The organism is Halorubrum yunnanense (genome assembly GCF_026586675.1).
Classification (GTDB): domain Archaea; phylum Halobacteriota; class Halobacteria; order Halobacteriales; family Haloferacaceae; genus Halorubrum; species Halorubrum yunnanense.
The window spans coordinates 1-11,865 of record NZ_JAODIX010000003.1 but is presented as its reverse complement, the minus strand read 5'-3'; the positions used below and the strand labels follow the sequence as shown (position 1 = coordinate 11,865).

General features: G+C 67.4%; 14 protein-coding genes. 7 read left to right on the top strand and 7 right to left on the bottom strand.

The window, feature by feature from the left end:
- Positions 1-213: 213 nt before the first annotated feature.
- The 3 genes from N5096_RS01065 to N5096_RS01055 form a co-directional block, all read right to left on the bottom strand.
- Positions 214-696 carry a hypothetical protein gene (locus tag N5096_RS01065; protein ID WP_267662494.1) on the bottom strand — a complete coding sequence of 161 codons (483 nt, stop codon included), beginning with the start codon at positions 694-696 and terminating at the stop codon, positions 214-216.
- A gap of 113 nt (positions 697-809) precedes the next feature.
- Positions 810-965, bottom strand: a complete 156-nt coding sequence (locus tag N5096_RS01060) for a hypothetical protein (protein WP_267662493.1) — start codon at positions 963-965, stop codon at positions 810-812.
- A 118-nt stretch (positions 966-1,083) separates the two neighbouring features.
- The gene (locus N5096_RS01055; protein WP_267662492.1) at positions 1,084-2,058 is read right to left on the bottom strand and encodes an aldo/keto reductase; all 975 of its coding nucleotides are present in this window, start codon (positions 2,056-2,058) and stop codon (positions 1,084-1,086) included.
- Between the two features lie 102 nt (positions 2,059-2,160).
- Here N5096_RS01055 and N5096_RS01050 point away from each other — a divergent pair, with 102 nt between their 5' ends.
- Positions 2,161-3,906, top strand: a complete 1,746-nt coding sequence (locus N5096_RS01050) for a cryptochrome/photolyase family protein (protein ID WP_267662491.1) — start codon at positions 2,161-2,163, stop codon at positions 3,904-3,906.
- 29 nt (positions 3,907-3,935) lie between these two features.
- Here the strand turns inward: N5096_RS01050 and N5096_RS01045 are convergent, their stop codons facing one another.
- Together N5096_RS01045 and N5096_RS01040 are read right to left on the bottom strand one after the other, a co-directional pair.
- Complete coding sequence (locus tag N5096_RS01045; RefSeq protein ID WP_267662490.1) at positions 3,936-4,181, bottom strand: DUF8151 family protein; 246 nt, start codon at positions 4,179-4,181, stop codon at positions 3,936-3,938.
- Positions 4,182-4,308: 127 nt separating this feature from the next.
- Positions 4,309-4,488: a DUF7470 family protein gene (locus N5096_RS01040; protein ID WP_267662489.1), complete on the bottom strand. Its 180-nt coding sequence runs from the start codon at positions 4,486-4,488 to the stop codon at positions 4,309-4,311.
- A 91-nt stretch (positions 4,489-4,579) separates the two neighbouring features.
- On the opposite strand from N5096_RS01040, the gene eif1A reads away from it, so the two are divergent.
- Both eif1A and N5096_RS01030 read left to right on the top strand, forming a co-directional pair.
- On the top strand, positions 4,580-4,870 hold the full coding sequence (gene eif1A / locus N5096_RS01035) for a translation initiation factor eIF-1A (protein WP_267662488.1): 291 nt from the start codon (positions 4,580-4,582) through the stop codon (positions 4,868-4,870).
- 149 nt (positions 4,871-5,019) lie between these two features.
- Complete coding sequence (locus N5096_RS01030; RefSeq protein WP_267662487.1) at positions 5,020-5,925, top strand: ATP-grasp domain-containing protein; 906 nt, start codon at positions 5,020-5,022, stop codon at positions 5,923-5,925.
- 13 nt (positions 5,926-5,938) lie between these two features.
- Here N5096_RS01030 and N5096_RS01025 read toward each other — a convergent pair whose 3' ends face one another.
- Positions 5,939-6,316 (bottom strand): Hsp20/alpha crystallin family protein, encoded by a 378-nt coding sequence (locus tag N5096_RS01025; RefSeq protein WP_267662486.1) that lies wholly within the window; start codon positions 6,314-6,316, stop codon positions 5,939-5,941.
- Between the two features lie 163 nt (positions 6,317-6,479).
- Between N5096_RS01025 and gap the strand changes: the two genes are divergently transcribed.
- Both gap and N5096_RS01015 read left to right on the top strand, forming a co-directional pair.
- On the top strand, positions 6,480-7,532 hold the full coding sequence (gap, locus tag N5096_RS01020; RefSeq protein ID WP_267662485.1) for a type I glyceraldehyde-3-phosphate dehydrogenase: 1,053 nt from the start codon (positions 6,480-6,482) through the stop codon (positions 7,530-7,532).
- A gap of 100 nt (positions 7,533-7,632) precedes the next feature.
- The gene (locus N5096_RS01015) at positions 7,633-8,856 is read left to right on the top strand and encodes a phosphoglycerate kinase (RefSeq protein WP_267662484.1); all 1,224 of its coding nucleotides are present in this window, start codon (positions 7,633-7,635) and stop codon (positions 8,854-8,856) included.
- Between the two features lie 37 nt (positions 8,857-8,893).
- Here the strand turns inward: N5096_RS01015 and lrp are convergent, their stop codons facing one another.
- A complete protein-coding gene (lrp, locus tag N5096_RS01010) occupies positions 8,894-9,355 on the bottom strand; it encodes an HTH-type transcriptional regulator Lrp (RefSeq protein ID WP_267662483.1) in 462 nt (153 codons plus the stop codon).
- Between the two features lie 126 nt (positions 9,356-9,481).
- Between lrp and glnA the strand changes: the two genes are divergently transcribed.
- Positions 9,482-10,852, top strand: a complete 1,371-nt coding sequence (gene glnA, locus N5096_RS01005) for a type I glutamate--ammonia ligase (protein ID WP_267662482.1) — start codon at positions 9,482-9,484, stop codon at positions 10,850-10,852.
- 516 nt (positions 10,853-11,368) lie between these two features.
- On the top strand, positions 11,369-11,788 hold the full coding sequence (locus N5096_RS01000) for a type IV pilin domain-containing protein (protein WP_417448655.1): 420 nt from the start codon (positions 11,369-11,371) through the stop codon (positions 11,786-11,788).
- Positions 11,789-11,865: the final 77 nt, after the last annotated feature.

Here is an 11,865-nt window from a genome sequence, read left to right as displayed (position 1 = left end):
GCGACTCCCTCGCACCGGCGGTTCGCGCCCTTCAGGCGCTCACCGGGGCGCGCCGCTGCCACGGTCATTTATAAAAGAGCGTCGGCGTCACTCATGGTTATTTAAATATTCTATCGCAGCAACTGCTCTGCAACACTCACTCCCGAAATCGATCAACGGACGAGCGTACCGCTTCGGCGCGCCTGAATATGAAGCAGAATCGGGACTGTCGAGTCAGTCGTCTTCGAGCGCCTGCGCGATCCGCTGGAGCTGGCGGGTCGCGTCGCGGACCTCGTCGCGGAGCTGGCGCACCTCGCGGACGAGCTCCTCGTTACCGGCCTGGTCCTCGCCCTCCTCGCCACGGCCGCCGGGACCGCCGCCCATCCCCGGCGGGCCGCCCGCCCCGCCCGGACCGCCGCCGCCCATCATGCCGGACATCATCTGCGCGAAGGGGTTGCCGCCGCCGCCGCCGCCCATTCCCGGCGGGCCGCCCGCCCCGCCCGCCCCGCCCGGACCGCCGCCGCCCATCATCTCCTCCGGATCGGGGCGGTCGCCTTCCTCGCGCTCCTGCTCGCGTCGCTCGCGGATCTCCTCGACGCGCTCGCGGAAGGACTTCTCCTCGGCGTCCTCTCCGTCCGCGTCGCCGCCCTGGTTTTCGGCGGCGTTACCGCCCTGTTCCTCGCCGGCGTCGGCGTCGGTGGTCTCGTCGTCTGCCATGGGAAGCGGTTCGGTAGCCCGGCCGAAAAGGGTTGTTGCTCCGCCTCTCGACGCCGCGTTTATAATGGGGCGGTCGGTTACGCCGCTGCCGCGTCGACGCGCCGTTTCGGGCGTCAGGCGCGAACCGGCCGGTGACAGTTCGGGCACTCCGTCGTCTCCGCGTCGCGACCGACCGCCGGTACGTGGTCGCCGCAGTTCGGACACCGCGTCCGACTGCGCGCGTACTCGGTGCTCGACGGGACCGGAGAGTGTTCCGTGTCGTCGCTCATATATTCATGGTAGCTGTTGCCACACTAATAGATTGCCACAATATCCCTAAAACGTCACAAAGGTGGGTAAAACAGGTGAGAGGTAGGTTATAGGTGATCGTTCACACACTGAAGTCGGTCACTCGTGTCCGGAGACGCGGACCGGCTCGTACGGCTCCTCCAGCCACTCCACGTCGGAGGACGACAGATCCATGTCGAGCGCCTCGACGGCGTCCTCCAGGTGTTCGACGCTGGTCGTGCCGACGATGGGCGTGTCGACCCAGTCTTTGTGGAACAGCCACGCCAACGCGATCTGGGCCATCTTCACGCCCTTCTCGTCGGCCAACTCCGCGACGCGCTCGTTGACCGTCGGGCCGCCGCCCTCGCGGTAGGGGTGTTCGTAGAGGTACTCTTCCGTCTCCCCGCGCAGCGTGGCGTCGACCGCCTCGTGCGGTCGGGTGAGGTAGCCGCGCGCGAGCGGGCTCCACGGCATCACGCCGATCCCCTCCTTCTCACAGAGCGGGAGGGTCTCGCGCTCCTCCTCGCGGTACGCGAGGTTGTAGTGGTTCTGCATCGTGGCGAACCGCTCGTACCCCTCCCGCTCGCTCGTGTGCAGCGACTCGGCGAACTGGTGGGCCCACATCGAGGAGGCGCCGATGTACCGCACGTCACCGCGCCGGACCGCGTCGTCGAGCGCGGCGAGCGTCTCCTCGATCGGCGTGTCGTCGTCCCAGCGGTGGATCTGATAGAGGTCGATCGTGTCCATCCCCAGTCGATCGAGGCTGTTCTGCAGCTCCTGTTCGATCGCCTTCCGCGAGAGCCCGCCCGAGTTCGGGTTCGACGCGTCCATCTGGAAATACCCCTTCGTGGCGACGACGGTCTCCTCGCGATGCCCTTCCAGCGCCTCGCCGAGGACGCGCTCCGACTCGCCGTTCGAGTACATGTTAGCGGTGTCGAAGAACGTCACCCCGAGTTCGAGGGCGCGCTCAACGATCTCCTTCCCTTCCTCCTCGTTGAGGACCCACTCGCGCCAGTCCGAGTCGCCGAAGCTCATGCAGCCGAGACAGATCTTCGACACCGTCATCCCGGTGTCGCCGAGGGTGGTGTACTCCATACCCCGAGCAGGCGGAGCCGAGACAAAAAACCACCCGCGGGGCGAGCGAGACGGCTCCGATTTCCCCCGGGAGCTAAGCCCCCGGGGCCCGTGTGATCTGCTGTGAGCGATCGAACGGTCCTGTGGCTGCTCGGCGACCAGCTCAACCCCGACCTCGACGCGCTCGACGACGTCGACGAGGTGCTGTTGATCGAGGCGCACGGCTTCGCCGACCGGAAGCCGTACCACGCCCACAAGCTGACCCTCGTCTTCTCCGCGATGCGCCACTTCCGGGACGAGCTCCGCGAACGCGGCCGCGACGTGACGTACCTCGAGGCCGAGTCGTTCGGCGAGGGCCTCGACGAGTTCCTGGCCGACCGGTCCGAGGCCGACCTCCGACTGATGCGGCCCGCGAGCCACGGCGCGGGCGAGCGCCTCCGCGAGCTCGTCGTCGAGCGGGGCGGGTCGCTGGAGCTGCTCGAAAACGAGCTGTTCTGGACGACGCCCGCGGACTGGCGCGAGTGGGCGGGCGAGCGGGACGGAGAGGGTGGGGGCGGATCCGAACCGCTCGTCGCCGAGGACGGGACCGCCGAGCGGAGCTACCGACAGGAGGGCTGGTACCGCCACGTCCGCCGTGAGACGGGCGTGCTGATGGACGGCGACGAGCCGGTCGGCGGCGAGTGGAACTACGACGACCTGAACCAGGAGACGCCCCCGGACGACTGGGAGCCCCCGGAGCGGCCGCGGTTCGAGCCCGACGGGCTCACCCGCGAGACGCACGCGTGGGTCCGCGACCGCTTCGAGACGTGGGGAGACGATTCCCTCGACGGGTTCGCGTGGCCGGTCACCCGCGGAGAGGCCCGGGCGGCGCTCGACGCGTTCGTCCGCGATCGGCTGCCGTCGTTCGGCCGGTACGAGGACGCGATGACGACGGGCGAGCCGTTCCTCTCACACTCCCTGTTGTCGCCCGCGATCAACCTCGGCCTCCTCGACCCGCACGAGCCCGTTCGGGCGGTAGAGGAGGCGTACGAGACGCGTGGGGCCGAGCCGGGCGCGTACGACCCCGACGACGCGGCGGACGGGGGCTCGGGAGCGACAACGCTGGACGCGTTTTCGGCGGGAGGCGGCGGCACGGACGCGGCCGAGAGCGGTGCCGCCGACGGCGCCGACGCGAGCGACGGCGACACGGACGCGGGCGACGACGCCGACCGCCCACCGGTCCCGCTCAACGCGGCCGAGGGGGTCATCAGGCAGCTCATCGGCTGGCGGGAGTTCATGCGGCACGTCTACCGCGAGGCGATGCCGGGCTTGGCGACGGCGAACCAGCTGGACCAGTCGCGGGAGCTCCCGCCGGCGTACTGGGACGGCGACACCGACATGCTCTGCCTGTCGGAGGCGGTGGGTCACGTCCGCGAGTACGGCTACGCCCACCACATCGAGCGGCTGATGGTACTGTCGAACTTCGCGCTGATCTACGGCGTCGACCCCGGCGAGTTGAACGAGTGGTTCCACCTCGGGTTCGTCGACGCGTACCACTGGGTGACGACGCCGAACGTCGTCGCGATGGGGTCGTTCGGGACCGACGTCCTCTCCTCGAAGCCGTACGCTTCCTCTGGGAACTACGTGAACCGGATGAGCGACCACTGCGCGTCGTGTCCGTACACGGTCTCCCGGACGACGGGCGAGGGCGCGTGCCCGTTCAACGCCCTCTACTGGGACTTCTTAAAGGAGAACGAGGAGACGCTCCGCGGCACCGGGCGGATGGGGCTGATGTACTCGCACGTCGACAACAAGGACGACGCGGAGTGGGCCGAGATCCGAGAGCGGGCGGAGACGGTTCGAGAGCTGGCGGCGAGCGGAGAGTTATAACCGATCGACCGCGGGTCGGCTTCTCGGCGCTACTCGCCGGCGGCGAGCCGCCGTAGCCGGGGGAGCGCCTGCTCGTAGCCGAGTGCGACGACTCCGACGTACAGCGCGAGCAGGCCCATCGCGACCGCCCACGCGCCGAGCATGAGATCGCCCGTGGAGGCCGCGGAGAGTCCGAACCGTTCGAGCACGATACCGACCGCCGAGGCCGCGCCGGCCCCGAGGGTGACGGCGAGGAGTTCCGCGAGTTCGACCGCGACCGCGGGTACTTCGACCATAACCTCCCACGGCGGTCGCCGATTATTACCTTTTCGGGAGCGGCGTGAGCGGGGGTTCGGGGCGCGGAGGCCGTGCGGCGTGAGCGGGGGTTCGGGGCGCGGAGGCCGTGCGGCGTGAGCGGGCCGGCTACTTGAGCCCGAAGGTGCGCATCGCCGAGTCGGCGACGCCCTTCGCGATCAGTCCGAGCCCCGCCAGCAGGAGGGCGATCCCGCCGCCGACGACGGGGTCGTAGGCGGTCAGGAGGCCGACCGCGAGGACGAGGAGAGCGACGCCGACGAGGCCGGTGAGTCCGAGCGTGTCGCGCATACCCCCCGATCCCCGCCGTCGCGATTTAAAAAGGGCGCTTCCGGGCGAGAGCGGCCCTTTTATTTCCGGGAACGCGTATCACCGCGTACGCATGAGCGACGGAGACGGCGACGGCCGAAACGACCTCCGGATGCCCGACGACGACGAAGTGTTCGCGGAGGTCGTCGAGATGCTCGGCGCGAACCGGGTGCGCGTCCGCTGCGCGGACGGGAAAGAGCGGACCGCGCGCATCCCGGGACGGATGCAGAAGCGGGTCTGGATCCGCGAGGACGACATCGTCCTCGTCGAGCCGTGGGACTGGCAAGACGAGAAGGGCGACATCGCGTGGCGCTACGAGAAGAGCGAGGCGGAGCAGCTCCGCGAGGAAGGCCACCTGCAGTAGCCCGGGCGAAGATCCGGGCGCGCGCGAAGCGACCCGCCGGCGTCACGGGGTCGACGCCGGCGCACGGCGAGACCGACCGCCCCGCGGGGCCGGCGAGCAACCGCCGACCGCCGCGCCGTTGTTAAGTTCGAACGGGTCCGAGCGAGCGTATGCTCCGGCTCGCGATGACGACCGACGCGGAGACGTTCGACCGGGTGCGCGAGCCCCTCGCGGCGCGCGGAATCACCGTCAAGCACGTGCAGACGAAAGAGCGGTCGCTCCGCGTTTCGGACGGGGAGCGGGGCGGCGGCGGAGGCGACGACTCCGACGAGGCCGAGTTCGACGGCTTCGACGTCGGATTCGTCTACCCCTCGCGGCTCATGGAGGGCGCCGTCGTCGACGCGCGGCTGTCGGTCCCGTGGGTCAACGGCCGCGACGCGGTGCTCGCCTCGCGGAACAAGGCGGGGGTTCTCGCCGCGCTCGACGACGCCGGGCTCCCGACGCCGCGGACGACGCTGGTGTCGAACCCCGTCGACGAGGCGGCGGTCACCGAGGCCGTCGCCGCGTTCTCGTACCCCGTCGTCGTCAAGCCGAACTCCGCCACCCGGGGCGTCGGTGTCGCGACCGCGGGCGACCTCGACTCGCTCCTCGGCGTCGTCGACTACCTGAACCTCGTCCACGACTACCGCGCGACCGGCGACAAGTCGTACCTGATCCAAGAGTTTCTCCCCGACGCGCGCGACTACCGCGCGATGATCGTCGACGGCGCGTACGCCGGGGCGGTGCGTCGAGAGCTCTCCGCGGACGCCAGAGAGCGGGGCCGATGGAAGCACAACGTCCACCGGGGGGCGGAGGCGACCGGGGTCGACCTCCCGGAGCGCGGCCGGGAGCTCGCCGAGCGGGCCGCCGACGTTCTCGGGATCGACTACCTCGGCGTCGACCTGCTCGCGGCGGGCGACCGGCTCGTCGTCAACGAGACCAACGCACGCCCGACGGTGGACGCGGCGACGAAGTACGAGCCCGGTTTCTACGACCGGCTGGCGGGGCTCATCGAGCGGACCGCCGCAAGAACATAAAGCGGGGCGGCGACTACGTGAGGTCGATCGACGCGGAGTCGTCGTCGCGGTCGAAGGTGACCTCGAGGACGCCGTTGTTGAACGTCGCGTTCGCGGAGTGCTCGTCGACGGGGACCGGGAGGTCGACGGTCTCGTCGTACTCCCGCCGGTCGGAAGCCGCGGAGATAGTGAGCGCCTCGCCGTCGCACTGCAGGGAGAGCTCCTCTTTCGAGACGGCGGGGAGGTCGGCGACGAGCCGCACGCCGTCGTCGGTGGCGTAGGCGTCCACGTGCGTCGCCGATCCGAAGCCGGCGTCCTCGGTGCCCGGTTCTCCGCTCGCCATCTCGTTCATCATCCGTTCGATTTCCTCGAAGAAATCGCCGAACGGATCGTCACGGTCGTCTCTGTCCATACCCAAATTGAAGATAGTGACCCCGATAAGCCTTCTGTCGGTCGCCGTTTTGGCCGGTGGGATCCCCGGGGGTCGATACCGTACGTAAGGAAATCGAACGATAGTGACCATCTCGCGGGCGACTCGCCCGGATTTAAGTATCTGGGGCTCGCCTTTTTCAAATATGAGTAAATCGTATCTCGACGCGGCCGAAGACGTGAGCGACGACGAGATCGTTCGAGTGGGGCTCAACGGGTTCGGTCGGATCGGCCGAAACGTGTTCCGTGCGGTGCTGGAGTCGCCCCGCATCGATCTCGTCGGCATCAACGACGTGATGGACTTCGATGACATGGCGTACCTCGCGAAGTACGACACCGTCATGGGACGGCTCGAGGGCGTCGAGCGCGACGGCGACGCGCTGGCGATCGGCGATACCTCGGTCCCGCTGTACAACGTACAGGACCCCGCGGATCTCCCGTGGGACGAGCTCGGCGTGGACGTCACCCTAGAGTGTACGGGCGTCTTCCGGACGCGCGAGGACGCGAGCGCGCACCTCGAGGGCGGCGCGGACACGGTCATCATCTCGGCGCCGCCGAAGGGCGAGGAGCCGGTCAAACAGCTCGTCTACGGTGTCAACCACGACGAGTACGAGGGCGACGACGTCATCTCGAACGCCTCCTGTACGACAAACTCCATCACGCCGGTCGCGAAGGTGCTCGACGCGGAGTTCGGCGTCGACGCCGGCACGCTCACCACCGTCCACGCGTACACCGGCTCGCAGAGCCTGATCGACAGCCCGATGACCAAGCGCCGTCGCGGGCGCGCGGCCGCCGAGAACATCGTCCCCACCTCCACGGGCGCCGCAGGCGCCGCGCAGGAGGTCCTCCCCCAGCTCGAGGGGAAGATCGACGGGATGGCGATGCGCGTCCCGGTCCCGACAGGGTCGATCACCGAGTTCGTCGTGAGCCTCGACGAGACCGTCACCGCCGAGGAAGTCAACGCCGCCTTCCGCGACGCCGCCGACTCCGGCCCGCTCGCGGGCGTGCTCGGCTACACCGACGAGGAAGTCGTCTCCAGCGACATCGCGGGGCTCCCCTTCTCCAGCTACGTCGACCTCCAGTCGACGAACGTCATCGCCGGCGGGAAGCTCCTGAAGGTCCTCACCTGGTACGACAACGAGTACGGCTTCTCGAACCGGATGCTCGATATGGCCGCGTACGTGCAGGACGAGGCGTAATCGCCTGCTCGCAGCCGGCGACCGGACGGCCTGACACCCCCGGCGGCAGTGTCGCCCCGGAGAACCACTCGTTAAATATCTCGTCGACGACCGTTCACCCATGGCAACCTTCGACACCATCGACGACATCCCGACAGACTCGCGCGTCCTCGTTCGGCTCGACCTCAACTCGCCGATCGAGGACGGAGAACCGCAGACGAACCGGCGCTTCGAGCGCCACGCGGAGACGGTCCGCGAGCTCGCCGAGGCGGGCCACCGCGTCGTCCTGCTGGCCCACCAGGGCCGCCCGGGCCGCGACGACTTCACGTCGCTCGCGGGCCACGCCGCGATCCTCTCGGAGCGCGTCGGCCGCGACGTCGCATTCGTCGAGGACACGTACGGCGAGGCGGCGCTTTCGGCCGTCGACGCGCTCGACGCGGGCGAGGTCCTCCTGTTGGAGAACGCCCGGATGTGCGACGACGAGCTCCCCGAGGAGTCGCCCGAGGCGAAGGCCGAAACGGAGTTCGTGCGGACGCTGGCGCCGCGCTTCGACGCGTACGTCAACGACGCCTACTCGGCGGCCCACCGGAAGCACGCCTCACTGGTCGGGTTCCCGCTCGTCCTCCCCGCGTACGCGGGCCGCGTGATGGAGACGGAGTACGAGGCCAACACGGCCATCGCGACCCGCGAGTTCGACGGGCCGGTGACGATGGTCGTCGGCGGGACGAAGGCGACCGACGTAATCGGCGTGATGGACGCCTTAGACGACCGGGTCGACCGGTTCCTGCTCGGCGGCGTCGCCGGCGAGCTCTTCTTGCGCGCCGCCGGTCACCCGGTCGGGCACGACGTCGGCGGGACGGACCTGTTCGACGAGCAGTGGGAGGCGAACCGCGAGCTGATCGAGTCGGTCCTCGACGAGCGCGGCGACGCGCTCCGGCTGGCGACGGATCTCGCGTACGAGGGCGCCGACGGCGAGCGCGCGGAGGTCGCCGTCAACGACATCGACGAGAAAGAGGCGGGGTACCTCGACGTGGGCTCGGAGACGGTCGCGGCCTACGAGCCCGCCGTCCGCGAGTCCGACGCGGTGTTCGTGAAGGGGGCGCTCGGCGTCTTCGAGGACGAGCGGTTCGCCGACGGTACCGTCGGCGTGCTCGAGGCCATCGCCGGGGCCGACTGCTTCTCGGTCGTCGGCGGCGGCGACACCTCGCGGGCGATCGAGATGTACGGGATGAACGAGAGCGACTTCTCGCACGTGTCGATCGCTGGCGGGGCGTACATCCGCGCGCTGACGGGCGAGCCGCTGCCGGCCGTGGAGGTCCTGGAGGCGGCGGCCGGGCGGCAGTAAGCGGTCGAGCGGTCGAACTACTCCCGCCGCGGTCGGGTCACTCCTCGTTCAGGTCGAGGTCGAACTGCTCGTTTTCCGTGACCGCGTTGAGCACGACGCTCGTGTTCGACTCGCGGATGTCGGCGTCGGTGAGGATCGACTTGATCTGGTCGTTCATCCCGTCCGTGTCGGTGAACTTTCCGATGGCGATCACGTCGTAGTCGCCCGTGACCTCGTAGACGCTCACCATCTGTTTCTCCTGTTTGAGCTTCTCGGTCACGTCGGGGAGGGCGCTCCCCTCCACCTTCAGCTGGAGCACGGCCGTCACGTCGTAGCCGAGCTTGTCGTAGTCGACGATGGGTGTGTACCCCCGGATCACGCCCTCGTCTTCGAGGTCGCGGAGGTGATTCGAGACGGTGGTCACGGAGACGTCGAGGTCGTCGCCGAGGCTCCGGAGACTGGCGCGGCCGTTGCTGAGAAGCGAGTTGACGAGTTTTGCATCGAGGTTTTCGTACGTCATCACACCGATCCACGCATTCGGGGGTTTATAATTTTACGAACGTCCAGCAGTATTGCCGCACTGGCGGTTCATGCGCCAAGCGATAAGGCCTTTATACTGGCAGATAACTAACGAAGCGTCCAGAACATGACGGACGAACACGCGAAACCGGACGGCGGCCTCACGGCCGAAGAACAGGCAGTACTCGACGAGATCGAGGAAGAGAACGTCGATTTCCTACGGCTCCAGTTCACCGACATCCTCGGCGTCGTGAAGAACGTCTCCGTGCCCGCCCACCAGGCGGAGAAGGCGTTCACCGAGGGGATCTACTTCGACGGCTCCTCCATCGAGGGGTTCGTGCGCATCCAGGAGTCGGACATGCGGCTCGTCCCCGACCCCGACACGTTCGCGGTGCTCCCGTGGCGCAGCGACGGGAACGGCGACAGCGGGGCCGCGCGGCTCATCTGTGACATCGTCGACACCGACGGCGAACCGTTCGCCGGCGGGCCGCGCCAGGTGCTGAAGAGCGTCCTCGAAGAGGCCGAGGAGATGGGGTACTCCGTCTCGATCGGTCCCGAGCCGGAGTTCTTCCTGTTCGAGAAGGATGACGACGGCAACGCGACCACCATCCCGCACGACAACGGCGGCTACTTCGACCTCGCGCCGAAGGACCTCGCCTCCGACGTGCGCAAGGAGATCATCTTCACCCTCGAAGAGATGGGCTTCGAGATCGAAGCCTCCCACCACGAGGTCGCCGAGGGCCAACACGAGATCAACTTCAAGTACGACGACGCGCTCACGACCGCGGACAACATCGCGACGTTCCGCGCGGTCGTCCGCGCGGTCGCCGAGCAGCACGACCTCCACGCGACGTTCATGCCCAAGCCCATCGCCGACATCAACGGCTCGGGGATGCACAGCCACATCTCGCTGTTCGACGAGGACGGCAACGCGTTCGCCGACGACTCGGACGAGTTCAACCTGAGCGAGACGGCCTACCAGTTCATGGGCGGCATCCTGAACCACGCCAAGGCGTTCACGGCCGTCACCAACCCGACCGTGAACTCCTACAAGCGCCTGGTGCCCGGCTACGAGGCGCCCATCTACGTCGCGTGGTCCGACACGAACCGCTCGGCGCTCGTCCGCGTGCCCGACGCCGCCGGCGTCTCCGCCCGGTTCGAGGTCCGCAGTCCGGACCCGTCCTGTAACCCCTACCTCGGGATGGCGTCGCTCATCGCCGCCGGCCTCAACGGGATCAAGACCGAGGCCGACCCGGGCGATCCGGTCCGGGAAGACATTTACGAGTTCGACGACGACAAGCGTCAGGAGTACGGCATCGAGACGCTCCCGCCGAACCTCGGCGCCGCGGTCGAGGAGCTGGAGACGGATGAGGTGCTTCAGGCGGCGCTCGGCCCGCACACCTCCGAGAAGTTCGCCGAGGCGAAGTCCCAGGAGTTCAGCGAGTACCTCACCCAGGTCTCCGAGTGGGAGGAGGACCGCTACCTCGAGACGTTCTGAGGCGACCCAATCGCGGTTTCCCGGCGTTTTCGGTTCCCTCGGTCTCGTCCGATTCTGCTTTGTACCGAGGGTTCGGCTGATACACATCTGACCGCCGCCAGACCGATCCGTGCCGTCGGCGGTGGACACGATCTCGGTCGCGCGGCCCGGGACGTCCGCGTTCCGACTCCTCGTCTCGACGCCGACGAGCTCGAAGGCACCGCGGACCTCCGCGGCGTGTATCCGTTCGCCCGGCGTCACCGCGGGCGCGTAGTTCGGTTCGCGCGAGGACCTGCGCCGTCAGGCGCACGTACAGCGGTCACACGTCAGCGAATCTGACCGTGTGGACCTAATTTTCGCCCCTGATATTTATGGCAGTAACTACATAAGCGGGGCCTACCTATTGATAAGTAACCAGCTGACCGATCCGAACGGAGAGCCCGTTCCATCGGTGGACTGCTGGGTTCAAACATGAAACCAAGCAACCTATACAACTCCGACGACCGTGCCGTGAGTCCCGTTATTGGAGTCATACTCATGGTCGCAATCACCGTGATTCTGGCCGCCGTCATCGGGACGTTCGTGCTCGGTCTGGGTGACTCGCTCGGTGACAGTCAGCCGACTGCTCAGTTAAGCGCTGAGATTGACTACGCAGACAGCGCCGCAGACAATATCACAATTGAGCACGGTGGAGGTGACGAGATCGCGGCTGACTCTCTCAACGTTATCGTGAGCTCGGGTAGTGATTCTGCAGATGGAATTATTGGACAGAGACTCACTGTTGGTGATTCAACAACAGCTGCGCTCAGCAGCAGTGACAGTAATGAAGTTGCATCCGAGAGTGAGATCCGTATTCGTATTATCCACCAACCCAGTGAGTCTGTCCTTCTAGACCGGACATTCCAGGTTAGTCAGCAAACGGATCTACAGAGCGACTACACCCTCTCATTCACGTAATATATCTAACGCTCTTCTGTAGGAGATTGTTGATACTGCTGAGCTGTCGCTATCGAGTCGAAGAGGACAAGGACACC